The organism is Curtobacterium sp. RM9, assembly GCF_054956955.1.
Map to the genome: position 1 here is coordinate 1659606 of NZ_CM143271.1, position 26771 is coordinate 1686376.

The following is a 26771-nucleotide window of genomic DNA, read 5'->3' on the forward strand; positions in this document are numbered from 1 at the left end:
GACGTGGAGTGTGCAGCAGATCGGTGTGGGCGGAGAACGGTTCGACGACGTGCGGGAGATCGCGGTGCTCCGCGGCGGGGGACTGGGCGACCTGATGTTCGCGGTCCCCGCCTTCGAGGCCCTCGCCGCCGCCTACCCCGACGCCCGCATCACCCTGCTCGGTGGGCCTTCCGCCCCGGCCGTCCTGCGCGGTCGAACGGACGCCGTGCACGCCTTCGAGGAGCTGCCCGTCGTCCCCGGGGTCCGTGACGCCGGCGACGACGCACCGTCCGAGGAGGACTTCTTCGCCCGGCTCGCGGGACGGTTCGACCTCGCGGTGCAGCTGCACGGCGGCGGTCGCAACTCGAACCCGTTCCTGCTCCGGCTCGGCGCCCGACACACCGTCGGAACCGCCACCGAGGACGCCGAGGTCCTGGAGCGCTGGGTGCGCTACGTCTACTACCAGCACGAGGTGGTCCGGGCGCTCGAGGTCGTCTCGCTCGCCGGGGCCGCCCCCGTGACCCTCGACCCCCGGATCGTCGTCGGCGACGACGAGCGGGCCGCGGTCCGCGAGCGGCTCGGCGTCTCCGGTCGACTGCTCGCGATCCACCCCGGTGCGACCGACCCGCGACGACGGTGGAGCCCGGAACGGTTCGCCGCCGTCGCCCTCGCCCGACTCGAGGCCGGCGACGACGTGGTGCTCGTCGGTGACGCGAGCGACGTCCCCGCTGCCCGCGCGATCCGGTCCGCGCTGCCGTCCGCGTTCGTCGACCGCGTGCACGACCTGACCGACGCACTGCCCCTCGCCGAGCTCCCGGCCGTCCTCGCCGCGGCGGACGTGCTGGTGGGCGACGACTCCGGGCCGCGACACCTCGCCGTCGCGGTGGGCACCCCCACGGTCGGGGTGTTCTGGTTCGGGAACGTGGTCAACGCCGGGCCGTTCGACCGCGGGCGGCACCGGGTGCACCTGTCCTTCGTGACGCGGTGCCCGGTGTGCGGCGTCGACGTCACCCAGGTCGGGTGGACCGCCGAGCGCTGCGCGCACGACCCGTCGTACGTCGACGAGGTGCTGCCCGAGCCAGTGCTGGCGGACGTCGCCGACCTCGCCGCGACGCTGCCGGCTCGGGCGGTCCCGGCCGTCCGCTAGTCGGCCGCGCGTGCCCGCGCCGAGCGGGCACCTGCCGCGTCGAGCGGGCAAGACGCGCCGCATGCGTGTCACCGAGCGGGCAGGACACGCCGTCCGGGTGCCGTGAGCGTGACGTATCGGCCACGCTCGGTGGGCAACGGCCGGGCGGGTCCGATCATCGTCATCGTCCGCGCCGAGCGGGCAGGAGACGCCGCGTGCGTGTCACCGGACGTTCAGGACACGCCGTCCGGCTCGGGTGAGCGTGACGGATCGTGCCCGCTCGGCGGGACCCGCTCGGCGGGACGTGCCCGGCGGGACCTGCCCGGACGCGCTGGAGGCGCGGTGCCCGCGGGCACCGCGCCTCCAGCGCACCGCGCGAGCGCGGCGGACAGCAGCCCCTACGGCCAGCTGGGCTCCGTCGCCGGCATGATCGACAGCTCTCGGATCTCGCACCCGGCCGGCTGCGACAGCGCGAACATGATCGAGTTCGCGACGTACTCCGGCTCGATGAGCTGCGCGTCCGGACCCGGCTTGTACTGCTCCGTCCGACCCTCGAAGAACGCGGTCCGCATGCCCGCCGGGATGATGTTCGTCACGCCGATGCGCCCGGCGGTCTCGGCCGCGAGGGCCTGCGAGAACCCGCGCACGCCGAACTTCGACGCCGAGTACGCGGTGCCGTCGCCCACGCCGCGGAGGGCGAGCGACGACGAGATCGTCACGACGCGCCCGTGCGTGGCCTCGAGCGCCGGCAGCGCCGCGCGCACGACGGCCGCCGTGCCGAGCAGGTTGACGCCGACGATCCGCTCCCACGCACCGGACGAGATGTCGCCGATCGGCGCGGGCGTGTCGATGCCCGCGGCGGTGACGACGGCGTCGAGGCCGCCGTGGCGCTCCGCGGCCTCGCGGACGGCTCGCTCGGTCGCCTCGGTGTCGGTCACGTCGACCGCGACGGCGTCGGTGCCCTCCGGCACGGCGTCGACGCGCAGGTCGAGGACGATCGGGGTGCCGCCGGCCTCGGCGACGGCGGCGACGACCGCCGCGCCGAGACCCGAGGCGCCGCCGGTGACGAGGACGCGGCCGATGGGGGTGGTGGGGACGGGCATGGACTTCCTTCCGTGGTGCCGGACCGGGCCGGCGTGGTCGCCGGTGGTGCCGGCTGGGCAGTGCGCGGGGACGGACCGGAGGCGCGGTGCGGACCCGCCCCGCGCCTCCCGTCCGTCAGGGGGTCTCGTCAGCCGACGCGCGCGATGGCGGCAGCGAGGCGGGTCGTGGAACGACCCGGGTGGAACGGGACGGTGACGACGCGGCCACCCCACTCGGCGAGCGTCGCCGTCTCCGGCAGCTCGCTCGCGGTGTAGTCGCCGCCCTTCGCCCAGACGTCCGGGCGGAAGCGGCGGAGCGCCTCGTCCGGGGTCTGCTCGTCGAACACGACGACGGCGTCGACGCAGTCGAGCGCGAGGAGGAGCTCCACGCGGTCGTCCTGGCTCATGATCGGCCGGTCCGGGCCCTTGAGCGTCCGGACCGAGTCGTCGGAGTTGAGGCACACGACGAGGCAGTCGCCGAGCGCGCGCGCCGCGGAGAGCGTCCGGGCGTGGCCGGCGTGCAGAAGGTCGAAGCACCCGCCGGTCGCGACCACGGTGCCGCCGGCGCTCCGGACGTCGTGCACGAGCCGCATGGCGTCGCGGTCGGCGCCGGGGACGGTGAGCGGCGCGGGCCCGGCGTCGGCGAACAGCGCGGTGACGCCGCCGGCGGCCAGGTACTCGGACGCGGCGGTGACGCCGGCGTCGACCGCCTCGGTCACGTCCGCTCCGGACGCCAGGGCGACGGCGACGCTCGCGGCGAGTCGGTCACCGGCACCGCACGGGTCGCCGGCGGTGACGGACGGGGCCGGGACGAAGCGGTTGCCCGTGCCGTCGGCGACGAGCGCACCGCGGTCGCCGAGGGTGACGGCGACGGCGCCGACGCCCCAGCGCTCGACGAGTGCGGCGGCGGCCCCGGTGACGAACGGGACGCCCTGGCCGCTCAGGCCGGTGACGCCGCGCGCCTCCGAGGCGTTCGGGGTGGCGACGGTGATCCCGGGAACGGGTTCGGCGCCCTTGGGGTGCGGGTCCCAGACGACCGGGATCCGCTCGGCGGCCCGCGCGATCGCGTCGCGCACGGCGTCGGCGGCGGCGACACCGCGGCCGTAGTCGGCGACGACGACGGCGTCGACGTCCTCGAGCGCGGCGGTCATCTCGGCGGTGGCCTCGGGGACCGGCGGGGTCGCACAGCCCTCGTCGATGCGGACGAGGGCGTGGTCGACGACGCGCACGCGGGTCTTCACCGGGGTCGGCGCCCCGGACGGTCCGGCGACGACCCGCACGTCGGGCAGGAGGTCGCGGATCTCCGCGCCACGGCCGTCGTCGCTGAGCACGGTGACGAGGGTGACCTCGTGGCCGTCCTTGGCGAGCATGGTCGCGACGAGACCGGCTCCGCCGGCACGACGGTCATCGGTGTGCACGTCGACGACGGGGACCGGGGCGTCCGGGCTGAGTCGTTCGCTCGTGCCGGACACGTCGACGTCGAGCAGCGTGTCGCCGATGACGGCGATGCGGAGACGGCGCGCGGCGGTGCCGTGGACAGCGGTGCCGTGCGCGGCGGCGCCGTGACCGGCGTCCGCGCTCATCGGCGCCCGCCGCGACGGAGGGCGGGTTCCATGGCCCGGCACAGCGCGTGCACGAGGACGAGCTGCGCCTCCTGCACGTTGGCCGACGGTCCGTCGATGCAGATGGCGTCGTCGACCGCGTCGGCGAGCGGGTTCGGCCGCGAGCCGGTCATCGCGATCGTCCGGGCGCCGACGGCACGGGCGGCCTCGGCGGCGCGGAGCAGGTTCGGGCTCTTGCCGCTGGTCGACAGCAGCACGACGACGTCACCGGCGCGGGCGTGTGCCGACACCTGGCGGGCGAACACCTGGTCGTACCCGTAGTCGTTGCCGATGGCGGTGACCGCGGAGCTCTCGGCGTGCAGGGAGATCGCCGAGTAGGCCGGGCGGTCCCCGTCGAACCGACCGGTCAGCTCCGAGGTGAGGTGCTGCGCCTCGGCGGCCGAGCCGCCGTTGCCCGCGGCGAGCAGCCGTCGTCCGGCGACGAGCCGGGCGGCGATGTCGTCCGCCCAGGCCGCGATGTGGTCCTTGTGGTCGACGAGGGACGCGATCACCGGCACGGAGGCCGCCACGTGGTCGACGACGACGCGCGCGCTGGCGGTGGTCGTCTCCTCGTCGAGCCCGGTCTGCTGGTCGATGGTCATCGTGCGTTCCTCTCCGGCTGTGCGGCGCGGGGGATCCGGGCCGCGCGGGTGGTACGGGTGCGGGTGGGCGTCGTCGGGGTGCCGGACGCGGCCGGGGCGACGGGTGCGGCGACGCCCGCGAGCACCCGCTCGTAGACGCGCTCGCTGTCGGCGGCGACCTTGTGCCACGTGTACCGGGTCTCCGCGCGTGCGCGTCCGGCGCGACCGTAGGCCTCGCGGCGCTCGGCGTCGTCCAGCAGGCCGCCGACGGCCGCGGCGACCGCGTCCTCGTCGCGCGGCGGGACGTGCAGGCCGGTGGCGTCCTCGACGACCGTGTCGATGAGGCCGCCGACGCTCGACGCGACGACCGGGCGGCCGCACGCCATCGCCTCGAGCGGCACGATCCCGAACGGTTCGTACCAGGGGGCGCAGACGACCACGTCGGCGCTGCGGTACACGGCGGGCATGTCGTGCTGGCCGAGCTGCCCGCGGAAGGTGACGTGGTCGCGGACGCCGAGCGAGCGGGCGAGCGTGTCGAGGCGCTGGTACTCCGGGTCGTCCGCCAGGTCCGCGCCCGCCGTGCCGGCGCCGCCCACGACGACGAGCTCGACGTCGCGGCCGGCGTCGACGAGCTGCGCGAGTGCGGCGATCGTGGTGCCGACGCCCTTCCGGCGGACCAGTCGCGACGCGGTGAGGACACGGAAGGGACGACCGCGCTCCTCGACGGGCCCGTCCGGGCGGAACAGCTCGGTGTCGACGCCGCAGGGCACCACCGAGATGCTGTGCAGCGGGACGCCGAGCGTCTTCAGCTCGAACGCCTCGTCCGAGCACGTCGCGATCACCTGGTCGACGCTGCGGCCGACGGCGGGTTCGATCCACTCGCGTTCGGCGGGGCTGGTGTCCGCGGATCCCTGGTGGCGACGCTTCACCACGCCGAGCGCGTGGAAGGTGTGCACGACCGGGATCCGGACGCCGCCGGTCCGCGCCTGCACCTGCTGCACGGCCTCGAGGGCCGCGTGCCCGGACATCCAGAAGTGCCCGTGCACGACGTCGGGTCGGTCGACGAACCACTCCGCGGCCATCACCGACGCGAACGTGCCCATGTACGGGAACAGCTCGTCCTTCGGCACGTGCCGTGCGGGTCCGGCGTCGACGTGCACGACCTCGACACCCTCGCGGAGCATCACGCGCACGGGCTGCGTCGGGTCGTCCCGACGCGTGTAGACGGTGACCTGGTGGCCGCGGTCGGCGAGCGCACCGGACAGTTCGGCGACGTGCACGTTCTGCCCACCGGCATCCACACCGCCGAGCACGGCGAGGGGGCTCGCGTGTTCGGAGACCATCGCGATCTTCATCGCACACTCCCTTCCAGGGCGGCGTCCGCCACCCGGTCACGTCGCGCGCCGCGGCTGACGGCGTCGTCGAGCAGGTCGTCCCAGTCCGCGGTGAACCGGGCCAGCGCGTGCCGCGCGAGCACCGCCTCCCGTGCCACGAGGCCGCGTCGTCGCGCTTCGTCGGGGTCCTCCAGGAGCGTCCTGGAGGCGCGCACCAGCTCCTCGACGTCCGTCGCGATCGCGCCGGCCTCGGCGGGCACGGTGCGCGACGCGTCGGTCGTCGCGAGGACGAGCACCGGCATGGCCATGTGCATCGCCTCGATGAGCGAGAGGCCGAGGGAGGTCCAGCGGTTCGGGTGCACGTAGGCGCGTCGTTCGGCGAGCGCGGCGTGCATCGGGTCGGCCTGCACGTCGCCGCGGGCGACGACCCGCTCGCCGAAGCCGAGCTCGGGGAGCCGCTCGGTTCCGATGCCCCAGACGTCGACGGGCGCGACGGCCGCGAAGCGGGGGAGCAGGTCGGTCCCGACGACGCGGTTGCGGCGGACGGGCTCGTTGATGACCACGCCGAGGCGCTCCAGGCTGCCGCTGTAGAGCGGGCCCGGGTCGACGACGCCGTGCTCGACCACCGTGGTCCGGGTCGTGCCGCAGTCCCACATCAGCGCGTTCCAGTGCGTCACGTGCGCGATGGTCAGGTCGTCACGGTCGCGGAAGGGGTGCAGGCTGTTCGGTACGTCGACGCGCGGGGCGTTGTGCTCGACGAACACGATCGGGACGTCGCGGCCGCCGAGCAGGCGCCGGGCCTCCTCGAGCTCCTCGGTGCGCTGCAGCACGACGACGTCGACCTCCGCCTCGGCGACGTCGGCCGGGTCGATCTCGATCGCCGAGTCCGGCCAGTCGCGACCGCCGCGGCCGAGCCCCCACGCGTCCCGAGCGGGAGTGGTCGGGATCAGGTACTCGTGCTGGCCGCGGACGAAGGCGTCCATCCAGCCGCCGTGGACGTGCCACACGAGGATCCGCATGCAGGGCCTTCCGTCGAGGTCGTGGTCGGGCTCCTCGGCCTCCGGGACCTCCGGGGAGGAGGAGAAGGAGGAGCAGTGGCGCACGCTACGCAGGACCCGCTGAACCGGGCCGCAGGCTTCTCCCCGTCATCCGCTGAACGCGGTCGAGGAGCCGTTCGTGCGCGTCGAGCACGTCTTCGACGCGGACCGTGGACAGGCACGGGTGCCCCGGGACCGGGCAGTCGCGGGCCCGGCTGAGGCGGCACGGCGCCTCCTGGTCGCCGAGCAGCTCGACGAACGGCGCGTACGGCGCCCACTTGATGGCGGGCACGACGGGGGAGAACAGGCTGACGATCGGTGCCCCGACGGCGGCCGCGAGGTGCGCCGGGCCGGTGTTGCCGACGACGACCACCTCGGCGTGCGCGAGCACCTCGGCGAGGCCGGCCGGGCTCGTCCGACCGCCGAGGTCGATGCCGGTGTCGCCTGCCACCTCGGCGGTGAGGTCGCGTTCGCCGGGCGACCCGGTGACGACCACGGGGACCCCGCGCGCGGCGTAGGCGGCGACGAGCGCGCGGTGGTGCGCCGGCGGCCATGAACGCGCCTCGACGCTCGCGCCCGGGTGGACGACCACGTAGCGGTCCAGACCGGCCACCTCGTCGGGGAGGTCGGCGTCACGACGCACGGCGAGCCTCCCGTCGTCCTCCGGCGGCAGCCGGAACCCGGCCGCCTCGGCGATCCGCAGCGCGCGCTCGGCCTCCGGGATCTCCTCGGGCAGGTCCTCGCCCGGTCGGAGCCGCACGTCGAGGAGCGACCCGGGGTGGTCGACGGACGCGCCCGTGATCGTCGCGACCCCGGCGAGGCGCAGGAGCAGGGCGACCGGCAGCGGGGACTGGTGGAACGACGTCAGGACGACCGCGACGTCGGGGCGCTCCTCGGTGACGAGCGCGCGGAACTCGCCGAGGACGGCGTCGTCGATCGGCCGTGCGGTCTCGGTGACCCACGGGGCGGCCCAGACGCGGACGCGGTCGACGCCGGGCAGGAGCGCGGCGGCGGGGGCGCCCTGGGGGCCGCAGAGCATCGTGACGTGCGAGGCACCGGCGGCGACGGCGCGCACCGCCGGGCCGGCGACGAGGACGTCACCGAAGGAGTCCAGGCGCACCACGAGGACGCGCGGGCCGGCGGGCACCGCTGCCGCTGCCACCCCCGACGCGTCCGTGGGGCCCTGCCGTTCCGCGCTCACGCCCGCGGCACCGCGACGCGGGCGAGCACGAGCGTGACGGCCTCGTCGAGGTCCGCCGCGACGGTGTCGGCGGCCTCGACCTCCTCGGTCCGGGTGCGCGGTGTCGGCACGAGGATCCCCTGGGCGCCCGCGGCTGCGGCAGCGCCCACGTCGGCACCGATGTCCCCGACGACCACCAGTTCCGTCGGTGACAGCCCGAGCCGCTCGGCCGCGTCGAGGACCATGCCCGGGCGGGGCTTCCGGCACGCGCATCCGTTGCCGGCGTCGTGCGGGCAGACGCACCACACGTCGAACGGGCCGACGAGCTCGTCCACCCGCGCGTTCGTCGCGTCGACCTGCTCGCGGGTCGCCAGGCCCTTCGCGATCGCGGACTGGTTCGTCACCACCCCGACAGCGAGCCCGGCAGCGCGGGCCCGCTCGACGGCCCGGTGTGCACCGGGGACCGGGACGACCTTGTGGGGGTCGGCGTTGTACGGGACGTCGATCACGAGGGTGTCGTCACGGTCGAAGAGCAGGCCGCGGATGACGCGGTCCGGTGCGAGAGCCATCCTCCAGTCGTACCGGTCCGCCGGTGTGGGCGTGACCGGAGCGGCGCGTCGCTGCGTTCAGCGGACGGGGCCGACGTCGCCAGGGTCCGCCCGGTACGTTCGGCGGGTGACCGCCGCCGACACCATGCCCCCGTCCGACGGGCGCCCCGAACTGCTCGTGCTCCGCGCCATCAAGCTCGGCGACGTCCTCGTCGCCGTGCCCGCGCTGCACGCCCTCCGCCGCGCCTTCCCGGACCACCGCATCTCCCTCGCCACCACCGCCTGGCTCGCCCCCGTGGTCGAACTGCTGCCCGGGGTCGAGGTGCACCTCGCCCAGCACGGCCTCGACCACCCGATCCACGCCGCCGCCGGCACCGTGGACGTCGCGGTCAACCTGCACGGTGCCGGTCCGGAGTCCTCGGACCTCGTCGCGGCACTGGGTGCCCGCCGCGTGATCGGCCACCACGACCCGGACCACGGGTACGACGGCCCCGAGTGGGCGCACGACGTCCACGAACGCGACCGATGGACCCGTCTGCTCGTTTGGCACTGCATCGAGGCCGACCCGGACGAGGTCACCATCGCACGCCCCGCTGCACCGCCCGCCGTGGACGGTGCTGCCGTCGTGCACATCGGCGCCTTCCACGGGGCGCGGCACTGGCCCACCGACCGCTTCGCCGCGGTGGTGCGTGGGCTGCGGGAGCGCGGTCTCGACGTGGTCCTCACGGGAGGCGCGGACGACGTCGTCCGGTCGCTGGAGGTCGCCGAGGCGGCCGGCCTGGCGCCGGAGGCGGTCCTGGCCGGCTCCCTGGGGCTGCAGGAGTTCGCGGGCGTCATCGCCGCCGCGCGACTCGTCGTCACGGTGGACACGGGCGCCGCGCACCTCGCCTCCGCGTACGGCATCCCCTCGGTCGTCGTCTTCGGACCGGCCCCGCCCGAGGCCTGGGGTCCGCCCGCCTCGGGGCCGCACATCGTGCTGACCGACGCCTCGGTCCGCCGCGGCGACGTGTTCGCCGAGGACCCGGACCCGGCGCTGCTCGCGGTCGGCGTGCAGGACGTCCTCGACGCGGTCGACTCGCTCGGCGTCACCGCGCCGCGGTCGGCGTGACCGGTCAGGCGGGGCGTCCGCGGTCGCTGTGACCGGTCGGGCGGGATGTCCGCGGTCGCTGTGACCGGTCGTCCGGTCGGTCGGTAGCGTCGCTCCGGAAGGCCCGGAGACTCCGGCGCCGACGAGGAGGCACACGTGTTCGAAGCCGCGAACATCCGGGACTGGATCGGCCTGCCGGTCGTCGACGAGACCGACGACAAGGTCGGCACGCTGGAGAGCATCTACTACGACACCGCGACCTCGGAGCCGGCGTTCGGCGCCGTCACGACCGGGCTCGTCGGCTTCCAGAAGATCGTGTTCGTGCCGCTGCAGGGCGCGCTCGTGGCGCCGAAGCACCTCCGGGTCCCGTACCCGAAGAAGGTCGTGAAGGAGGCTCCCACGATCGCCACCGACGGCGAGCTCGACGCCGCGACCGAGCCGGAGCTGTACCAGCACTACGGGCTCGAGTACCGCACGGGCACCGGGGGAGAGCGGCGGCTCGGACGGCGCTGACCGGGTCGTCCGGCGGGTTCCGGGTCAGCGACGGCGCGGACGCCGCTGACCGGTGCGTTCGGCGGGTTCCCGGTCGGGGGGCCGGTAGCCTGGTCCGCCCGACCCGACCCAGGAGGCATCCCTGTCCCACTCCGTCCGCTCGACGCTGCTCGCCGCCCTGGCCCTCGCCGGCCTGCTCGCCGGCGCGCTGAGCGGACCGGGGGCTGCGGAGGCTGCCCCGATGTGGCCGGTGCCCCAGCCGTTCCCGGCGACGACCGCACCGGCCGAGGCGCTGGCCGGTCTGCCGCCGGGCAGCGAGTACGTCGCCCTCGGTGACTCGTACTCGGCTGGCTTCGGGTTGTCGGACCCGACCCACCTGCCGACGAACGCGTGCGGCCAGTCCGCGCAGGACTACCCGCATCGCCTCGCAGCACGGTTCGGTCTGGCCCTGACCGACCGGACCTGCGGCGGGGCGACGAGCGCGGACGTGACGAGCGGGTTCCAGTTCAAGGGCGTGCCTCCGCAGATCCGCTCGTTGTCCGAGGACACCCGGCTCGTGACCCTCACGATCGGCGGGAACGACGCCGACCTGTTCGGCACCGCCGCGTCCTGTCTCGCCCTGTCCGCGGACGGTCCGGTGTTCTCCGGCCGCGACGCCCCGTCGTGCCGCAGCACCCTCGTCCACGACGGTGCGGACCAGCTCGCGACGAGGATCGAGTCCCGGGTGGCACTCGGCGTCGCGGACACGCTCGCGCAGGTGCGGGCCGCGGCCCCGAACGCCCTGGTCGTGCTGCTCGGGTACCCCGCGATCTTCCCCGACGCCGAGCACACCCCGAAGGGCGGCTGCTTCCGGTCGGCCATCGACCTCGCGACCCTCACCGGGTCCTTCCCGCGGAACTCCTTCCCGTTCACGAAGACCGACGTGCGGTACCTGCACGGCGTGCAGGAGCGGCTGAACGACGTCTCCCGCACCGCGGCTGCGGCCGCGGGCGTACGGTTCGTCGACGCCTTCGCGGCATCGCAGGCGCACTCGGCGTGTGCGACGAAGCGGCCGTACGTCTCCGGGGTGTCGCTCGACGGCTCCTCGAACCTGCGACAGATCGACCTCGAGCCCGGCGCGCTGCACCCGAACACGCGGGGTGTGGCCTGGCTGACGGACCGGGTCGCGGACGCGGTCCGCGACGAGGTCGGCTGACCTGTCGGGTCAGGCGGTGGCCGCCGCCGCGTGGGAGTGCGCCGCAGGCGGCACGACACACACTGGCGACACTGTCTCCCTGAGGACGTCGTGCAGGACGGAACCGGAGAGCGCCCGCACGTGACCGAGCCCGAGCACGACGAGGCAGGCGCGGCGGGTGTGCGACGCGATGGCGTGGCCGGGGTGCCCCTCCACCAGCAGCGGGCGGAAGCGCACGTCGGGGTACCGCGACGTCAGGTCGACCGTCGATCGTTCGAGCACCTCGGCGTTGCGGGAGCGCCACCGGAGCGGGTCCTCGGCGAAGTCGGTCAGCCCGGTGCGGGTGAGCACGGGCATCTCCCACGGGCGGAGCAGGGTCACCCGGCGGTGCCGCCGTCGGGCCTCGTCGACCGCGATCGTCACGGCCTCCTCGTCCAACGGGTCGTCGACCGCCAGGACGACGTCCCCGTCGATCGGGTGCGGGCCGTCCGGCACCAGGACGGTGGGCACGGCGGCACGTGCGGCCACCCGGGCGGGTGCTGCTCCGGCGGTCGAACCGCGGCGGCTCCGGAACGTGCCGATCACGAGCAGGTCGCCGTCGTCCGACTCCTCGACGAGCGCACTCGCGAAGGACCCCGCGTGCCGACGGATCTCGACCCGGGCGTCCGGGAGGGCCCGACGAGCAGCATCGGCGACGGCGTCAGCGACCCGGACGCCGTCCGGCCCGACCCGACCCTCGATCGCCGGGTCGACACCGATCACGCGCACCCGGTCCACCCCTGTCCCGGCGCGCCCCGCGAGCCAGTGGAGCGCCTCCTCGTGCGGATGCGCCGCGTCCGCCGCCACCGTGATCGTCCGCCATCGTCCGTCCATCCCGATCGACCTCCTCGTCGCGGGGTCCTCGGGGCGTCACACCGGCGCTCCGTGGCGTGCAGGCTACTCCGCCGGACCGCGCGCGTAGCCTGCTCGTGTGGATGTCCTCAGCGCCGGGCTGCTGCTCTGGAGACCGTCCGACGACGGCGTCGAGGTCTTCGTCGCGCACATGGGCGGACCGTTCTGGCGACGGCGGCCGCGTGCCTGGTCGATCCCGAAGGGCCTGGGCGAGTCGGGCGAGGAACCGCTCGCCACTGCTCGCCGCGAGTTCCACGAGGAGATCGGTGTGCCGGCGCCCGACGGGGACGTCCTCGACCTCGGCGAGGTGCGCCAGGCCTCCGGCAAGCGCGTCCGGGTGTTCGCCATCGCCGCGCCGGGCCTCGTCGTCGACGAGGTGCGGTCGAACACCGTGCGGCTCGAGCTCCCGCGCGGGTCCGGGCGCTTCGTCGAGGTGCCCGAGGTCGACGAGGCTCGATGGGTCTCGGTCGAGGCGGCGCGCGAGCTGCTCGTCGCCGGACAGGTCGCCGCACTCGATCGGCTGCTCGCGGCGCTGCGCGACGCCTGACGTCACGGATCGGTCACGGCACGACCCCCGTTCGCGGGACGCCGATACCCTGAGCAGACGTCGCGGCAGGGCGGCGTGGGTACAGGGGAGTACGCATGCAGCGCTGGCGTGTGGCCACGGCGGGATCGACCGCGATCGTCCTCGGGGTGGTGCTGGCGATCGGTGGGGCGACGAGCGCATCGGCTGCGCCGACCGGGCACTGGGGGACCTTCACGCTCAGCGGATCGAGCAGGGCGTACACGGGCACGATGACGCTGCCCGGTTTCCCGGACACCACCTTCACGTCCGACTCCCGGCAGTCGACCGTGATCAGCGGCGCATCGACGTGGCAGGGGCCGACGACGGGTCCGGGCGGAGCGTACGGCTCGAGCCGCGGCAGCACGTACCTCAACCAGCGACCGGTCGCCGACTCGCCCACGGCCGCCGGCGCCTCGACCACGACGTACACGTTCGACGGCCCGACGCCCGGGAACGGCAGCTGGTCGTTCGTGCTCGGCGACGTCGACGCCGATCAGGCAACGGTCTCCGCGACGGTGCAGGGCGGGGCCGCTGCCACCGCCGTCCAGCTCGGCCACCAGAGCACGTACAACTCGTGCTCGTCGGTGTCCCCGGGTGGATGGTCGTGCCCGGCCGACCCGGGGGGCGTCCCGCCCGGCCGTGACGTCCCGACCTGGGACCCGGCGACCCGGACCCTCACCGGCAACGCGGCGGCGAACGACACCGCCGGCGCCACGGCCTGGTTCACGCCCACGGTGCCGCTCGAGACGCTGACGATCACGTACCAGCAGCGAAGCGGTTTCCCGGTGTACCAGACCTGGTTCGCGAACCGGACCGCCGGGATCAGCGGCACCGCGACGCTGGACGGCACACCGGTCCTCGGAGCGACGGTCACGGTCACGGCACCGCGCGGCACGGTGTACGCCACGACGACGAACCCGGACGGCGCGTACTCGTTCCCGCAGCTCCCGGTCATCGGCGGCTACGAGGTCGCGATCACACCGCCGGTCGGAGCCACCGGCCCGGTGCAGCCGATCGTCGTCTCGTTGAACACCCCGCCGGGCGGGGCCGACGCCGTGGCGGACTTCCCGTTCGCGACGCCGGAGGAGACGACCTCGGTGATCGGCACCGTCACCGACTCCCGGGGCAACCCGGTCGCGAACGTGCCGGTGACGATCACCGACCCGACCGACCCGACCGCGCCGCCGCTCGTCGAGACCACCACGAACAGCGACGGGGTCTACACCGGCTCCGACCTGCCCGCGAACACCGCCCTCGACCTCTCGATCGCGGGCGGGACCCCGACGACGATCACGACCGGTGACGCCGGTGCCGCGCCGGCGGAGCCCGCCGCGATCGTCGTGTCGCCGGCGGTCGTCGCCACCGTCATCGGCGTCGTCACCCTCGACGGTGCAGCGGTCCCCGCCGGAACGGTGGTCGAGCTGCTCGACCAGACCGGCGCGGTCGTCGGCGCGGACACGACCGACGCCGCCGGCAGCTACACCTTCGCGACCGTCGCCGGCACCTACGCGGTCCGCACGACCGTGCCGATCCCGGGCGCGACCGGCGCCACGACGGCCTCGGTGTCCGCGGTCGCGGGCACCACGGTGCGGTCGGACCTGCCGTTCCTGACCCCCGCAGCCCCGGCGCTCGTCACCACGAGCCAGCCGGGCACGGTGAGCGACACCGCCGGCGCTCCTGTGGGTGGTGTCGTCGTCACGGCCACCCCGACCGATCCCGAGGCCGGCGCCACCGTCACGACGACGACCCGGGCGGACGGGGCCTTCGCCCTCACCGGCCTCCAGCCGACGACGGAGTACACCGTCGCCGTCGACGGAGCCGACCCGGTGACCGTCACGACGCCCGACACCGGCGCGGCCGCGGCCGTGTCGTTGCGGGTGGCGGCGGCGACCCCCGCCCCCACCCCAGGTCCGACGGCCACACCGTCGCCGAGCCCGACGGTGCCCGCTCCCGCGCCCGGCGGCTCGGACCCGGTGTCCTCGACGGGCGGCTCGTCGACCGCCGGGGCGCTGGCGTACACCGGCGTCGAGGTCACTCCGGGAATCATCGCTGTCGGGGTGCTGGTGCTCCTCGGTGCCGGACTGCTGACCTTCCGCGCGGTGCGCAACCGCCGGCGCACCTCCCACCTGCAGGACTGACGGCCGGGCGGGCAGCCGGGGCTCCCGGGCCGACCCTCCGGTCCCACGACCGGTCCGGGTACCACTCCGGTCGCACGACACGCCGCCGACACCTGCGCCCGACGACGCGTCGTGCGACCGGAACGCCCGCGCGGCACGTCGTGCGACCGGGACCGTGGGCGGGAGGTGTGCCACCGGCGCCCGAGCGTGCGGGACACGCCGCTCGCGTTCGCCCGACGCGCACGACCTGTCGCCATGCCGGTCCGAGTGTGACGGATCGTGCACGCTCGACGACGCGGAGGGCCGGCGGCACGTGCGCCCGCGGGCCTCAGCCGCGCTGCGTGCCGACCGACCCCGTCGCCGTGCTCGACCCGGACCGCGTCCGCACGGCCCCGGTCACGACGCCGATCGACCCCGTCATCGTCTGGATCGCCCGACCCACCACCGGCACCGACGTCGTGACGACCGCGAGCGAGGACGTGATCGCCTCGATCGACGACGTCGACAGGTGCTCCTGCACGTGGGAGTGCACCGGGAAGCCCCGACGGGCCAGGACCACGACGCTCAGCGCGCCGACGAGCACGACCGCCCCGGCCATCGGCAGGAACTGCAGCCCGACGATCCCGAGCGCCTGCCCACCGATCGCCGCGCCGCCCGCGATCCCGATGTTCGACGCTCCGTTGACGAGCGCGCCGGCGATGTCGGGGGAGACGCCGCCGGTCCGGATCGCCGCCGCCATGAAGAGCGTGCCCGTGGTGCCGTTGGCTGCCATCCACACCCCGGCGACGACCATCGTGCCGACGAGGGAGCCGTGCACGAACGGCATGACGCCGAGCGCGAGCGCCATCACGGCGACGGCGACGACGAGCGTCTGCCGCGGGGCCTTGTCGACGAAGACCCCGGCGAGCCAGAGCCCGACGACCCCGGTGCCGCCGAGCACCAGCAGTGCGCCGCTGACCATCCCGGCATCGAGTCCGGCGTCGATCGTGTACGGCCCGACGTAGGTGTAGACGACGTAGTGTCCGGCGAAGAGCAGGAGGTCGGCGACCACGACCGACAGCAGACCGGTCCGGGCCCAGGCGCGCGGCGAACCGATGTGCGGCGACGCGGTGCCGCGCACCGCCGGCAGGAAGAGCAGCGCGACGACCGCGAGCGCCGCAGCGGCGACGGCGACCGCGCCGACCGCCGGGCGCCAGCCGATGGACTGCGCGACCCAGGTTGCGACCGGCACGCCGATCACGAACCCGAGCGAGCTGCCCGAGTAGACGAACGCGATGGCTCGACCCGCGAGTCGCGGCGGGACGATGCGCGTGGCGTAGGCGGACGCGACGGAGAAGAAGAGGGCGTGCGCGACGCCGCCGACGACCCGACCGGCACACACGACGGCGAAGCTCGGCGCGACCGCGACCATGACGTTCGACAGCGTGTACCCGACCAGGGTCGCGACGAGCACGGTCTTGCGGGGGAGCCGTGCCGTGAACGAGGTCAGCGGCAACGCGAGGACCGCGACGGCCGCCGCGTACACGGTGACGACGATCCCCATCGTCGACTCGGACACGCCCAGGTCGGTGCTCATCGGACCGAGCAACCCGACGGGCATGAGCTCGGTCGTGATCGCGAAGAACGTGGCGAGACCGAGGACGGCGATGCCGACGATCGACCCGCTGGTGACGGTGATCGGCCGCGTGTGCGTGGACACGGCCGAGGTGGTGGTGTTGGTGGACACGCTGCTGACCTCCTCCGGGGAACGGTGGAGCGCGCGACGACGCCGTGACGGCGTGGTCGATCGGCCGGAGCCGGTCGTGCGGGGCGCGCTCGCTCGGGTCGAGGACCGGTTCTGCCCGGCTCGGACCCGCTGTGTGGATGATGTGGTGACGACTCCACGGCGAGTGCGCTCTTCCAGTGTTGCACGGCGCATCCGGATCGCGCGAGGCCTCGCAGGAGATTCTTCGGAGCGCTCCAACGGGCCACGATCGACGTGGCCGGTCAGTCCGCGTTCGTGACCGTCCCCTGCACCCCGCCGCCGCGGAGCGTCAACGTCAGCGTGCCGCTCATCGACTGCGCGGACAGCGACACCGAACCGTGCAGCGCGTCCTGCCGGGGGTAGCACGCCGACGTCGACTCGATGCGGTTCGCCGTCGCCACGAGGCAGATCGTCGACCGGTCCGTGCCGACCCCCGCCCAGACGCTCCACGGCGTGGCGAAGGTGCTGCCGTCGAGCGCCCGGTTCGAGAAGATCAGGCGGGTCGACCGCAGGCTGATCGGCGCTTCGACGGCTCCGGGCAGCTGGTCGGCGTACGTCTGCGGCGCATCGAGCACGTCCTCGAGCGTGATCGCGCCCGCCGTCGGGGTGACCGTGGGCGCTGCCGCCGGTTCCGCCCGCGTCGTCCCCACGAGCGTTCCCGCGGCGAACGCCACGGCGACCGCCGCGGCCGCCCCGACCACGGTCCACGCACCGCGACGCCCGGGGCCGACCAGTCCGGCGAGCCGCGTCCGCCAGCCCTGCGGACCGTCCTGGAGGCGCCCAGCACCTCCACCGTCACCGTGCTGTCCGTCGTCCACCGGCTCCAGGGCGCGTTCCGACTCGGCAGCACCACGCTCGTCCTCGCCCTGGTCGGCACCGTCCGTCGTCCGATCGGAGGACCCGGCGTGCGTCGCGGAACCGGTGCGCACCGGAGTCGCGCCCGCCCCGCCGTCCAGGCCAGCGCCTCCTGGCCGACCCGTCGGGACCGCACCGCCGCGGCCGACGCGCTCCGCGCCTCCCGGCCGCCCCACCGCACCGGGCGACCGTTGCGCGTCGGACCCGGCGAGCGCGAGCCGCGCCGCCGCCGCGTCCTCCGGTCGGACGTCCGCACCCCAGGCGAGCGCCTCGAGTCGTGCTCGTTCCGCTGCGACGTCGTCGTCGGCCATGCTGCGCTCCTCGTCCGATCGGTGCGGACCGCTCCATCGTCCCACCGTGCCGCTGCCCGCGTTCACCCAGTGCGAGGGGCGTAGACGGGGCGGATGAGCGACAAGCACGACACCGACCCGGAGACCCTCGAGCCGCTGAGCCACGACACCCAGTCGGGCGAGGCCGACTACGTCGCGACGAGCCCGGGCGGGAGCGGGACGGAGCGGCACGTCCCCCTCCCGGAGGAGGAGCAGGGCCGCGGCACCGAGTACGACCCGGTCGACCAGGGCCCACAGCAGGAGGGCCAGGGCGGCTGACCCCTCCGCTGGCGGTGCGGTCCGACGGCGCCGTCCGCGCTACCGCAGCACCCGCCGCAGCACCGCCCGCTCCCCGAGCGTCCACGCCGCACTCGTGACCACGTAGAGCGCTGCCGCGAGCGGTGCGATCGCCGCGAACACCACGGTGACGAACGGTGCCCACCGCCCGATCGCCGCACTCGCCGCCGCCCCCGGCACGGTCGGGTCCGGCGCGACCGCCGGCACCCACCGCGCGTTCGCCCGCCGTGAGAGCTCGACGAGGACGGCGAGCACCGCGAGCAGCAGCACGACCACCCAGGCGTGCAGCCAGAGCGGCGAGGTCACGACGGCGACGAGCGAGTGTCCGAGCGGGACTCCGGCGAGCGTCGCCGCGAGCAGGACGTTCGCGGCGCCGTCGATCGAGGCGTGCGAGAACAGGGCGTAGACGAGTGAGAGCACCGGTGCCTGCGCGAGCACCGGCAGGCACCCCGCGAAGGGGGAGACCCGCTCGTCGGTGTGGAGTTGCTGCAGCGCACGCTGCAGCCGCTCGGCGTCCTTGCCGTACCGCTCCCGGAGCTCGGCGATCCGGGGCGCGAGCCGTCGTCGGTCGCGCTCGGCCCGGACCTGGAGCACGGCGAGCGGCACGAGGACGGCGCGGACGGCGAGGGTGAGGAGCACGACCGCGGCGGCGGCCGCCAGGTCCCCGGCGACGGGGGAGAGCATCCCCGTGAGGGCGGTGAGCAGGTCGGCGCCGGCGTGCAGCAGCGGCCCGATGAGGGGCAGGGTGGAGAGGTCCATGGGGTTCCGATCGGTCGAGGTGGAGAGGTCGCTCGTGCGGCCTGCACCACCGATCGGTGGTCAGGCCGGCAGCGTCGCTCCCGGGGCCCGCGATCGCGTGTGCCCGTCCGCGTCGGGGTGGCTCCAGGCGATCCTCGTGACGAGGTCCTCCGGCCCGCGCTCCGGCGGCACCGCCCGCCCGGCGTCCAGACCGAGCACGACGGCGAGGAGCCGTGCGACGAGCACGGCGACCGCGACGGCGGTGAGCCCGAGGGTGGCGACGGCGACGAGCGGGAGCGCCCCGACCGAGGGGTCACCGAGCACCAGCACCGCGCAGCAGCGGAGGAGGAACTCGACGACGGTCATGGTCCGATCAGCGTAAGCCCCGCGCGCCGCGCTCGGGCGGCGCACCCGGCCGGGCAGGATCACAGGCATGACCGCAGGTTCGCCGAGCACCCCAGCGACCCTCGCCCTGGAGCGGGCGGGGATCCCGTTCACCCCGCACGTGTACGAGCACCACGAGACCGCCACGAACTTCGGTGAGGAGGCCGCCGCCGCGCTCGGCCTCCGCGAGGAGCAGGTCTTCAAGACCCTCGTGGTGTCGGTGGACGGCGCCCTCGCGGTGGCGATCGTGCCGGTGGCGAACCGGCTCGACCTCAAGGCGATCGCGGCGGCCCTCGGCGGCAAGAAGGCGACGCTCGCGCAGCCGGCCCTCGCCGAGAAGCGCACCGGGTACGTCGTGGGCGGCATCAGCCCGGTGGGGCAGAAGACCCGGCTGCGGACCGTGGTCGACGAGTCGGCGCTCGGCTACACGACGGTCTTCGTGTCCGGCGGCCGTCGCGGGTTCGACATCGAGGTGGCTCCGGTGGACCTCGTGCGCGTCACCGAGGCGGTCACCGCCCCGATCGCACGCACCTGACCCCCGCCCTCCGGACCTGAGTCAGGTCGCCGCAAGTTCTCCGCGCGGACGGGAATGGTCCCGCTCCTCCTGCGTTGCATTGAGTCGAAGGCACTCAAGTTCCCAGGAGGTCCCGTTGCCAGAGACGTTCGGCCCGACCAGCGGCAGTGACTCGTTCGACGAGTTCCTGGCGCGTCTCCTCGCGGCCCAGAACACCGGCGCCCAGCGATCCGTACCGCTGGGACGCCCGGTCGACATCACACGGCTGCTCAGCCGCCGTACCCACGACCTGCTGCAGCGCACGGCGGAGTACGCCGTCGAGCAGGGGCAGCACGAGGTCGACGCACTGCACATCCTGCACGTGCTCGTCCGCACCGAGCCCTTCACCGCCGTGCTCCGGCACGCCGGCGTCGACCCGGAGCAGTTCGCCGCCGAGGTCGAGCAGCGGCTGCCGATGGCTCGCGACACCGTGCCCGAGCCGACCGGCCGCCCCGCCCTGACCGGCACCGCTCAGCGGATCCTCGTCGAGGCCACGCAGGCCGCGCGCGGCTTCGGCAGCACGTACACCGACCCCGAGCACGTCTTCTTCGCGCTCGTCATGGACCAGGACACCGTCACCGGGCAGCTGCTCGCGAGTGCCGGGGTCACCCCGCAGGTCATGCAGGACCACGCCCAGCAGGCCGCGGCAGCAGCACGAGAGGGGCGCCCCATGCCGGGAACCACCGACGCCGCGACCGAGACGACGAGCGAGACCCCGACGCTCGACCAGTTCGGCACCGACCTCACCGAGCGCGCCCGCGAGGGCCGCATCGACCCGGTGGTCGGCCGCGCCGACGAGATCGAGCAGACCGTCGAGATCCTGCTCCGTCGCGCCAAGAACAACCCCGTCCTGATCGGCGAGCCCGGCGTCGGCAAGACGGCCATCGTCGAGGGCCTCGCCCAGCGCATCGCCGACGGTGACGTGCCCGTGCTGCTCCAGGGCAAGCGCGTGGTCGCGCTCGACCTCGCCGCCATGCTCTCCGGCACCCGGTACCGCGGCGACTTCGAGGAGCGCCTGACGAAGGCGATGGACGAGATCGCCGCGCACGCGGACGAGCTGATCGTCTTCGTCGACGAGCTCCACACGGTCGTCGGCGCCGGTGGCGGCGGCGAGGGCGGCTCGATGGACGCCGGCAACATCCTCAAGCCCCGCCTCGCTCGCGGCGAACTGCACCTCGTCGGCGCGACGACCCTCGCGGAGTACCGCCGGATCGAGAAGGACGCCGCACTCGAGCGCCGCTTCCAGCCGGTCACGGTCGGGGAGCCGAGCGTCGAGGACGCGGTCGCGATCCTCACCGGCCTCGCTCCTCGGTACGAGGAGCACCACGAGGTGACCTACACCGCCGAGGCCCTGCGGGCCGCGGTCGAGCTGTCGCACCGCTACGTCACCGACCGGCATCTGCCGGACAAGGCGATCGACCTGATCGACCAGGCCGGTGCCCGCCGCCGCCTCGCCCTGTCGGGCGATGTGGACGTCGAGGCGCTCCGTGCCCAGGTGGCGACGCTGAGCGCGTCCAAGGACGCGGCGGTCGCCGAGGAGCAGTACGAGGAGGCGTCGCGCCTGCGCGACGAGATCGACGGACTGGAGGCGCGGATCACCGCAGCCTCGGAGGGTGACGCCGGTCGCGCCTCCCGTCCGACGCCCGCCGACCGGGTGATCACCGAGGCCGACGTCGCGGAGGTGGTGGCACGCGCCACCGGCATCCCCGCCACCCGCCTGTCCCAGGGTGACCGCACGCGCCTCGCCTCCCTGGAGGACGAGCTCCACGAGCGCGTCGTCGGCCAGGACGAGGCGGTGCGCGCGATCGCGACCGCCGTCCGGCGCAGCCGGACCGGCATGGGCGACCCGCGTCGCCCGGTCGGCAGCTTCCTGTTCCTCGGCCCCACGGGCGTCGGCAAGACCGAGCTCGCGAAGGCCCTGGCGGGGTCGCTGTTCGGGGACGAGTCCGCGATGCTGCGCTTCGACATGAGCGAGTTCGGGGAGCGGCACACCGTCTCGCGGTTGGTCGGTGCCCCTCCGGGGTACGTCGGCTACGACGAGGCCGGGCAGCTGACCGAGCGCGTGCGCCGCAACCCGTACTCGGTCGTGCTGCTCGACGAGGTCGAGAAGGCGCACCCGGACGTCTTCAACCTGCTGCTGCAGGTGCTCGACGACGGTCGGCTCACCGACGGCCAGGGGCGGACGGTCGACTTCCGGAACACGGTCGTCATCATGACCTCGAACATCGGGTCCGAGTTCCTCGCGTCGCGCTCCGGTGCCCTCGGCTTCGCTCCGGTCGGGTCCGACGGCGGGTACGCGGAGGACGACCTGCGGGCCCGGGTGATGGGCAAGCTCCGCGAGTCGATGCGGCCGGAGTTCATCAACCGGATCGACGACATCGTCCTGTTCCGCAAGCTCGAGCGCTCGCAGCTCCGGTCGATCGTCGACCTGCTGCTGCAGGACACCGCGCTCCGCCTGCTCGCGCAGGACATGACGCTCTCGGTGTCGGACGCCGCGACGGACTGGCTCGCCGAGCACGGCTACGAGCCGGAGTACGGCGCCCGCCCGCTCCGCCGCCTGATCCAGCGTGAGGTCGACGACCGCATCGCGACCCTCGTGGTGGACGAGCAGGTGCACGGCGGCGACACCGTTCGGATCGACGTCGTCGACGACGCGCTCGTCGCCCGCGTCGAGGTGCCTGCGACGGTCTAGTCGGCGCATCGAGAACGGCCCCGGTACCGGATCGGTACCGGGGCCGTCCTGCGCGTGCAGGAATGCGCTCGGAACGGTTCCGAGAAATGGGTTGCGGGGGTGCTGGGAATGTGGATAGTGTTCACGAGCACACCACGTCAGCACGAGACCGAGAGAGGGGGCTGACCATGTTCATGACCACGACGACCCCGTTCCGTGGAACCCGTGGGACCAGCTGCACCTCGCTCCTGGTCCGCTGACCTCGGGCGTCCCGCACCGGTCGACACCTGCCGTCCCCGCTCCGTCGGGGTCCGCTGCCCCTGCTCGCGCTCCGCGTTCGATCCCGGCCCGTCCGGTCTGATCGGTCTGCGGAGAATGCGCGGTCCGGGTCGCATCGGAATCGGCTGACCCTGCGGCGCCTGCGTTCTCCGGCTGCTCGTTCTCCGTTCCGTTCCGGAACCGTTGCGGAATGCACCGCGCTGCATTCCTGCATTTCCCGTGCGCCCCTTCCCGGGCGTCTTCTTCCGTGCCCGCATCCCGGGTCGATCCGTCGCGCCCGTTCCCGGGCGTCCCGTCCGAAAGCGAACCACCGTGTCCTCGAAGACCACGTCCATCCGTCCGCCCGACACCGTCGCACCGCAGCGGCGCGTGTCCCTGGCCGACCGCATCGCCCTGCGTGTCGGCATGTCCCTGATCATCTGGAGTCGTCGGACGCACCGCGTGCGACCGTCGGTCGACTTCGCCACGCGGCAGCGGCTCGAGCGTGAGCTGCGCGAGCGCGAGCTCGCCGTCCTCGTGCAGGGCGCCGCCATGCGGATGTGGCGCTGACGCGCCGCAGCCGTTCCGGTCGGCCTGCCGCGGGCGCGGCAGCAACCCCTCCGTGAGGGCGACAGATCTCCCCGGTCCTCCCGGGCAGATCTGTCGCTCTCGCGTGCCAACCGCGCCAGCGCGACTCGCGCCGGTGCGACTCCCGCCAGCGCCACCCGCGGCGGCGCCACTCGCGATCCGGCCCGCGGGCGGGCCGGCCACCCGCGTGCCGCAGCCGGCGGGCACGATGCACCCCGCGCCTCCCGTACCGTTGTGTGGTGACCGAAACCGCTGCTGCACTCGTCGAACGCCTCACCGCCATCGTCCCGGACTTCCCGAAGCCGGGCATCCTGTTCCGCGACGTGACCCCGGTCTTCTCCGACCCGGTGGCGTTCGGGCGGGTGTGCGAGGCCCTCGCGGCGCCGTTCGCGATCGGCGGCGGGTTCCAGGCCGTCGCCGGGATCGAGGCGCGCGGGTTCGCCCTCGCCGGCGGGATCGCGGCGCAGCACCAGGTCGGCGTGCTGACCGTGCGGAAGGCCGGCAAGCTCCCCGGCGAGGTCCTCAGCGAGCAGTACGCGCTCGAGTACGGCGAGGCCGAGCTCGAACTGCGCCCGGGGCAGCTGCCGCAGGGCACGCGGGTGCTCGTCGTCGACGACGTCCTGGCGACCGGGGGGACCGCCGCGGCCACCGTCACCCTGCTCGAACGCGCCGGGTACGAGGCCATCGGCTTCGCGTCGCTGCTCGAGCTCGACGGCCTCGCCGGTCGGGAGCGCCTCGAGCCGCGTCTGCCCGTCACCACGCTCGGTCGCGTCCCCGCCTGAACGCCCGCGGCCGCGCACTAGTCTTGACCCACCCCTGAACCGACCGAGGAGCACCACGATCGTGACCGATGCAGTCGCACCCGAGCCCGCAGACCTGCCCCAGGCACCCGAGCCCCGCACCGCGACGACGACCACGACGGGCACCGAGCTCTTCGACGGTGAGCGCGGGGTCGTCGCCATCCGCGTCGGCGGCGTCCTCAAGGACCTGGCGGCCGACGTGCAGGCCGGCGAGACCGCCGAGGCCGTGACCCTGCAGGAGCAGGACGGGCTCGACATCCTCCGCCACTCGGCCGCACACGTGCTCGCGCAGGCCGTGCAGCAGATCAACCCCGACGCCAAGCTCGGCATCGGCCCGCCCGTCACCGACGGCTACTACTACGACTTCGACGTCGCCGAGCCCTTCACGCCCGAAGACCTCAAGGCGATCGAGAAGGGCATGGACCGCATCGTCAAGCAGGCCCAGCGCTTCCGTCGCGTCGTCGTGACCGACGACGAAGCACGCGAGCGCATGGCGGGGGAGCCCTACAAGCAGGAGCTCATCGGCCTGAAGGGCGCCGCCGAAGCCGGAGACTCCGGCGAGAGCGTCGAGGTCGGCGCCGGCGAGCTGACCGTGTACGAGAACGTCGACCCGAAGTCCGGCGAGGTCGTCTGGCAGGACCTCTGCCGCGGCCCGCACGTCCCGCACACCCGGTGGATCGGCAACGCCTCGAAGCTCATGCGCGTCGCGGCGGCGTACTGGCGCGGCTCTGAGAAGAACCCGCAGCTCCAGCGCATCTACGGCACCGCGTGGCCGGACAAGGACCACCTGAAGGCCTACCAGCTCCGTCTCGAAGAGGCAGCGAAGCGCGACCACCGCAAGCTCGGTGCCGAGCTCGACCTGTTCTCGTTCCCCGACGAGATCGGTTCCGGTCTGGCGATCTTCCACCCGAAGGGCGGCATCATCCGCCGCGAGATGGAGGACTACTCGCGCCGTCGGCACGAGCAGGAGGGCTACTCCTTCGTCTACACGCCGCACATCACCAAGGGCGACCTGTTCGAGCAGTCGGGCCACCTCGGCTGGTACAAGGACGGCATGTTCCCGGCCATGCACATGGACGAGGCGCACGACGAGGACGGCAACGTCACCCGGCAGGGGGCGGACTACTACCTCAAGCCGATGAACTGCCCGATGCACATCCTGGCGTACCGCTCGCAGGCCCGGTCCTACCGCGACCTGCCCCTGCGGATGTTCGAGTTCGGCACGGTCTACCGCAACGAGAAGTCCGGCGTGATCCACGGCCTGACCCGCGTGCGCGGCATGACCCAGGACGACGCCCACATCTTCACCACGCAGGAGAAGATGAAGGAGGAGCTCACCACGACGCTCCAGTTCGTGCTCTCGCTGCTGCGCGACTACGGCCTCGACGACTTCTACCTCGAGCTCTCCACGAAGGACCCGGAGAAGTACGTCGGCGACGACGACGTGTGGGAGGTCGCGACGAACACCCTCCGCGAGGTCGCCGAGGAGTCCGGCCTCGAGCTCGTCCCGGACCCGGCGGGTGCGGCCTTCTACGGCCCGAAGATCTCGGTGCAGGCGCGTGACGCGATCGGCCGCACCTGGCAGATGTCGACCGTGCAGCTCGACTTCAACCTGCCGGAGCGCTTCGAGCTCGAGTACACGGCCCCGGACGGCTCCCGGCAGCGCCCGGTGATGATCCACCGCGCCCTGTTCGGCTCGATCGAGCGCTTCTTCGGCGTCCTGACCGAGCACTACGCGGGTGCGTTCCCGGCGTGGCTGTCGCCGGTGCAGGTCGTCGCGATCCCGGTCGCGGCGGAGTACGGCGACTACCTCGACGAGGTCGTCGCGAAGCTGCGTTCGCACGGCGTCCGCGCCGAGGTCGACCACTCCGACGACCGGATGCAGAAGAAGATCCGCACGCACACCAAGGCGAAGGTGCCGTTCCAGCTCATCGCCGGTGGCGACGACCGCGACGCCGGGGCGGTCTCGTTCCGGTTCCGTGACGGTCGACAGGACAACGGCGTGCCGGTGGACGAGGCGGTCGACCGCATCCTCACCGCCATCCGCGAGCGCGCGCAGGTCTGATGGACCGCACGGGAGGCACGGACCCTGTCCCCGGGACCGGTCACGTCGTCGACGTGGCCGGCTCCGGGGCCCCCGGTGCGACCCACACGTCGGCTCCGGTCGGTGCTCCCGTCGGTGCCGCCGGGACCGGCGGCGCCGACGACCCGCTGGTGATCCGCGACGCCGCGACCGGCGCCGCGGTGCCGGACGCCTTCCAGCGCCTGTGGAACCCGCACCGGATGGCGTACATCGACGCCGGCCGCGACGGCGAAGGCCGCGGACACCGGGACGACTGCCCGTTCTGCGAGGCACCGCGGAAGTCGGACGAGGACGCCCTGATCGTCGCCCGTGGTGAACACGCGTACGTCCTGCTCAACCTGTACCCGTACAACAACGGCCACCTGCTCGTCTGCCCCTACCGCCACGTCCCGCTCTACGACGAGGCGACGGCGGACGAGACCCGCGAGATCGCCGAGCTGACCCAGACCGCGATGCGGGTACTCCGGGCGGTGTCGCACTGCGACGGCTTCAACATCGGCATGAACCAGGGCGAGGTCGCCGGCGCCGGGGTGGCCGCACACCTGCACCAGCACATCGTGCCGCGCTGGGCGTCGGACGCGAACTTCTTCCCGATCATCGCCCGGACGAAGTCGATGTCGCAGCTCCTCGGCGAGACCCGCCGACTCGTCGCCGAAGGGTGGCCCGCTGCGGACTAG

Annotated in this window: 25 protein-coding genes; 13 read left to right on the plus strand and 12 right to left on the minus strand. The window is 74.0% G+C overall.

The features are described from left to right. The first annotated feature begins 10 nt into the window (after nt 1–10). Nucleotides 11–1126: a glycosyltransferase family 9 protein gene (locus tag ACY3FI_RS07895; RefSeq protein WP_462550233.1), complete on the plus strand. Its 1116-nt coding sequence runs from the start codon at nt 11–13 to the stop codon at nt 1124–1126. A gap of 377 nt (nt 1127–1503) precedes the next feature. Here the strand turns inward: ACY3FI_RS07895 and ACY3FI_RS07900 are convergent, their stop codons facing one another. The 7 genes from ACY3FI_RS07900 to ACY3FI_RS07930 all read right to left on the minus strand — a co-directional run bounded on the left by ACY3FI_RS07900 (nt 1504) and on the right by ACY3FI_RS07930 (nt 8489). Continuing rightward, nucleotides 1504–2208, minus strand: a complete 705-nt coding sequence (locus ACY3FI_RS07900) for an SDR family oxidoreductase (RefSeq protein WP_462550234.1) — start codon at nt 2206–2208, stop codon at nt 1504–1506. 128 nt (nt 2209–2336) lie between these two features. Further along, entirely contained in the window at nt 2337–3770 is a 1434-nt protein-coding gene (locus ACY3FI_RS07905) for a PfkB family carbohydrate kinase (protein WP_462550235.1), read from the minus strand. After that, complete coding sequence (locus ACY3FI_RS07910; protein WP_462550236.1) at nt 3767–4390, minus strand: D-sedoheptulose-7-phosphate isomerase; 624 nt, start codon at nt 4388–4390, stop codon at nt 3767–3769. Before ACY3FI_RS07910 ends, ACY3FI_RS07905 begins: the two co-directional genes overlap by 4 nt. Further along, the gene (locus tag ACY3FI_RS07915; RefSeq protein ID WP_462550237.1) at nt 4387–5724 is read right to left on the minus strand and encodes a glycosyltransferase; all 1338 of its coding nucleotides are present in this window, start codon (nt 5722–5724) and stop codon (nt 4387–4389) included. The genes ACY3FI_RS07910 and ACY3FI_RS07915 overlap by 4 nt, the downstream gene beginning before the upstream one ends. Next, nucleotides 5721–6722: a glycosyltransferase gene (locus tag ACY3FI_RS07920; protein ID WP_462550238.1), complete on the minus strand. Its 1002-nt coding sequence runs from the start codon at nt 6720–6722 to the stop codon at nt 5721–5723. Before ACY3FI_RS07920 ends, ACY3FI_RS07915 begins: the two co-directional genes overlap by 4 nt. An 85-nt stretch (nt 6723–6807) precedes the next feature. Beyond that, the gene (locus ACY3FI_RS07925; protein ID WP_462550239.1) at nt 6808–7902 is read right to left on the minus strand and encodes a glycosyltransferase family 9 protein; all 1095 of its coding nucleotides are present in this window, start codon (nt 7900–7902) and stop codon (nt 6808–6810) included. 35 nt (nt 7903–7937) lie between these two features. Continuing rightward, nucleotides 7938–8489 carry a D-glycero-alpha-D-manno-heptose-1,7-bisphosphate 7-phosphatase gene (locus ACY3FI_RS07930; protein ID WP_462550240.1) on the minus strand — a complete coding sequence of 184 codons (552 nt, stop codon included), beginning with the start codon at nt 8487–8489 and terminating at the stop codon, nt 7938–7940. Nucleotides 8490–8613: 124 nt separating this feature from the next. Here ACY3FI_RS07930 and ACY3FI_RS07935 point away from each other — a divergent pair, with 124 nt between their 5' ends. From ACY3FI_RS07935 to ACY3FI_RS07945, 3 genes are all read left to right on the plus strand, one after another. Continuing rightward, nucleotides 8614–9576, plus strand: coding sequence for a glycosyltransferase family 9 protein (locus ACY3FI_RS07935; protein ID WP_462550326.1), 963 nt, complete (start codon nt 8614–8616; stop codon nt 9574–9576). Nucleotides 9577–9711: 135 nt separating this feature from the next. Then, nucleotides 9712–10068, plus strand: coding sequence for a PRC-barrel domain-containing protein (locus tag ACY3FI_RS07940; protein WP_462550241.1), 357 nt, complete (start codon nt 9712–9714; stop codon nt 10066–10068). A gap of 220 nt (nt 10069–10288) precedes the next feature. Then, nucleotides 10289–11242 carry an SGNH/GDSL hydrolase family protein gene (locus ACY3FI_RS07945; protein ID WP_462550242.1) on the plus strand — a complete coding sequence of 318 codons (954 nt, stop codon included), beginning with the start codon at nt 10289–10291 and terminating at the stop codon, nt 11240–11242. Nucleotides 11243–11251: 9 nt separating this feature from the next. Here the strand turns inward: ACY3FI_RS07945 and ACY3FI_RS07950 are convergent, their stop codons facing one another. Then, nucleotides 11252–12094, minus strand: coding sequence for a universal stress protein (locus ACY3FI_RS07950; RefSeq protein WP_462550243.1), 843 nt, complete (start codon nt 12092–12094; stop codon nt 11252–11254). 97 nt (nt 12095–12191) lie between these two features. Here ACY3FI_RS07950 and ACY3FI_RS07955 point away from each other — a divergent pair, with 97 nt between their 5' ends. Together ACY3FI_RS07955 and ACY3FI_RS07960 are read left to right on the plus strand one after the other, a co-directional pair. Beyond that, the gene (locus ACY3FI_RS07955) at nt 12192–12659 is read left to right on the plus strand and encodes an NUDIX hydrolase (protein ID WP_462550244.1); all 468 of its coding nucleotides are present in this window, start codon (nt 12192–12194) and stop codon (nt 12657–12659) included. A 95-nt stretch (nt 12660–12754) separates the two neighbouring features. Further along, nucleotides 12755–14815, plus strand: a complete 2061-nt coding sequence (locus ACY3FI_RS07960) for a carboxypeptidase regulatory-like domain-containing protein (protein WP_462550245.1) — start codon at nt 12755–12757, stop codon at nt 14813–14815. 307 nt (nt 14816–15122) lie between these two features. Here the strand turns inward: ACY3FI_RS07960 and ACY3FI_RS07965 are convergent, their stop codons facing one another. Then, nucleotides 15123–16520 carry an MFS transporter gene (locus ACY3FI_RS07965; RefSeq protein WP_462550246.1) on the minus strand — a complete coding sequence of 466 codons (1398 nt, stop codon included), beginning with the start codon at nt 16518–16520 and terminating at the stop codon, nt 15123–15125. Nucleotides 16521–16780: 260 nt separating this feature from the next. Further along, a complete protein-coding gene (locus ACY3FI_RS07970) occupies nt 16781–17704 on the minus strand; it encodes a hypothetical protein (protein WP_462550248.1) in 924 nt (307 codons plus the stop codon). Nucleotides 17705–17797: 93 nt separating this feature from the next. Between ACY3FI_RS07970 and ACY3FI_RS07975 the strand changes: the two genes are divergently transcribed. Continuing rightward, nucleotides 17798–18001 (plus strand): hypothetical protein, encoded by a 204-nt coding sequence (locus ACY3FI_RS07975; protein WP_462550249.1) that lies wholly within the window; start codon nt 17798–17800, stop codon nt 17999–18001. A 39-nt stretch (nt 18002–18040) separates the two neighbouring features. Here the strand turns inward: ACY3FI_RS07975 and ACY3FI_RS07980 are convergent, their stop codons facing one another. Next, complete coding sequence (locus ACY3FI_RS07980; RefSeq protein ID WP_462550250.1) at nt 18041–18778, minus strand: YidC/Oxa1 family membrane protein insertase; 738 nt, start codon at nt 18776–18778, stop codon at nt 18041–18043. Between the two features lie 60 nt (nt 18779–18838). Then, the gene (locus ACY3FI_RS07985) at nt 18839–19123 is read right to left on the minus strand and encodes a DUF6412 domain-containing protein (protein WP_462550251.1); all 285 of its coding nucleotides are present in this window, start codon (nt 19121–19123) and stop codon (nt 18839–18841) included. Between the two features lie 67 nt (nt 19124–19190). Between ACY3FI_RS07985 and ybaK the strand changes: the two genes are divergently transcribed. The 6 genes from ybaK to ACY3FI_RS08015 all read left to right on the plus strand — a co-directional run bounded on the left by ybaK (nt 19191) and on the right by ACY3FI_RS08015 (nt 26771). Then, nucleotides 19191–19676, plus strand: coding sequence for a Cys-tRNA(Pro) deacylase (gene ybaK, locus ACY3FI_RS07990; protein ID WP_462550252.1), 486 nt, complete (start codon nt 19191–19193; stop codon nt 19674–19676). Nucleotides 19677–19791: 115 nt separating this feature from the next. Further along, nucleotides 19792–22386, plus strand: coding sequence for an ATP-dependent Clp protease ATP-binding subunit (locus ACY3FI_RS07995; RefSeq protein WP_462550253.1), 2595 nt, complete (start codon nt 19792–19794; stop codon nt 22384–22386). A 570-nt stretch (nt 22387–22956) separates the two neighbouring features. Then, nucleotides 22957–23193 carry a hypothetical protein gene (locus tag ACY3FI_RS08000; RefSeq protein WP_462550254.1) on the plus strand — a complete coding sequence of 79 codons (237 nt, stop codon included), beginning with the start codon at nt 22957–22959 and terminating at the stop codon, nt 23191–23193. 257 nt (nt 23194–23450) lie between these two features. Then, nucleotides 23451–23993 (plus strand): adenine phosphoribosyltransferase, encoded by a 543-nt coding sequence (locus tag ACY3FI_RS08005; RefSeq protein WP_462550255.1) that lies wholly within the window; start codon nt 23451–23453, stop codon nt 23991–23993. A 61-nt stretch (nt 23994–24054) separates the two neighbouring features. After that, complete coding sequence (thrS, locus tag ACY3FI_RS08010) at nt 24055–26076, plus strand: threonine--tRNA ligase (protein WP_462550256.1); 2022 nt, start codon at nt 24055–24057, stop codon at nt 26074–26076. Further along, nucleotides 26076–26771 (plus strand): HIT family protein, encoded by a 696-nt coding sequence (locus ACY3FI_RS08015; RefSeq protein WP_462550257.1) that lies wholly within the window; start codon nt 26076–26078, stop codon nt 26769–26771. Before thrS ends, ACY3FI_RS08015 begins: the two co-directional genes overlap by 1 nt.

Excerpts from the sequence above, each read along its gene's own strand:
- ACY3FI_RS07900 (WP_462550234.1), bottom strand. The coding sequence starts at position 2,208 with ATGCCCGTCCCCACCACCCCCATCGGCCGCGTCCTCGTCACCGGCGGC.
- ACY3FI_RS07905 (WP_462550235.1), bottom strand. The coding sequence starts at position 3,770 with ATGAGCGCGGACGCCGGTCACGGCGCCGCCGCGCACGGCACCGCTGTC.
- ACY3FI_RS07910 (WP_462550236.1), bottom strand. The coding sequence starts at position 4,390 with ATGACCATCGACCAGCAGACCGGGCTCGACGAGGAGACGACCACCGCC.
- ACY3FI_RS07915 (WP_462550237.1), bottom strand. The coding sequence starts at position 5,724 with ATGAAGATCGCGATGGTCTCCGAACACGCGAGCCCCCTCGCCGTGCTC.
- ACY3FI_RS07920 (WP_462550238.1), bottom strand. The coding sequence starts at position 6,722 with ATGCGGATCCTCGTGTGGCACGTCCACGGCGGCTGGATGGACGCCTTC.
- ACY3FI_RS07930 (WP_462550240.1), bottom strand. The coding sequence starts at position 8,489 with ATGGCTCTCGCACCGGACCGCGTCATCCGCGGCCTGCTCTTCGACCGT.
- ACY3FI_RS07935 (WP_462550326.1), top strand. The coding sequence starts at position 8,614 with ATGCCCCCGTCCGACGGGCGCCCCGAACTGCTCGTGCTCCGCGCCATC.
- ACY3FI_RS07945 (WP_462550242.1), top strand. The coding sequence starts at position 10,289 with ATGTGGCCGGTGCCCCAGCCGTTCCCGGCGACGACCGCACCGGCCGAG.
- ACY3FI_RS07950 (WP_462550243.1), bottom strand. The coding sequence starts at position 12,094 with ATGGACGGACGATGGCGGACGATCACGGTGGCGGCGGACGCGGCGCAT.
- ACY3FI_RS07960 (WP_462550245.1), top strand. The coding sequence starts at position 12,755 with ATGCAGCGCTGGCGTGTGGCCACGGCGGGATCGACCGCGATCGTCCTC.
- ACY3FI_RS07970 (WP_462550248.1), bottom strand. The coding sequence starts at position 17,704 with ATGGCCGACGACGACGTCGCAGCGGAACGAGCACGACTCGAGGCGCTC.
- ACY3FI_RS07975 (WP_462550249.1), top strand. The coding sequence starts at position 17,798 with ATGAGCGACAAGCACGACACCGACCCGGAGACCCTCGAGCCGCTGAGC.
- ACY3FI_RS07980 (WP_462550250.1), bottom strand. The coding sequence starts at position 18,778 with ATGGACCTCTCCACCCTGCCCCTCATCGGGCCGCTGCTGCACGCCGGC.
- ACY3FI_RS07985 (WP_462550251.1), bottom strand. The coding sequence starts at position 19,123 with ATGACCGTCGTCGAGTTCCTCCTCCGCTGCTGCGCGGTGCTGGTGCTC.
- ybaK (WP_462550252.1), top strand. The coding sequence starts at position 19,191 with ATGACCGCAGGTTCGCCGAGCACCCCAGCGACCCTCGCCCTGGAGCGG.
- ACY3FI_RS08015 (WP_462550257.1), top strand. The coding sequence starts at position 26,076 with ATGGACCGCACGGGAGGCACGGACCCTGTCCCCGGGACCGGTCACGTC.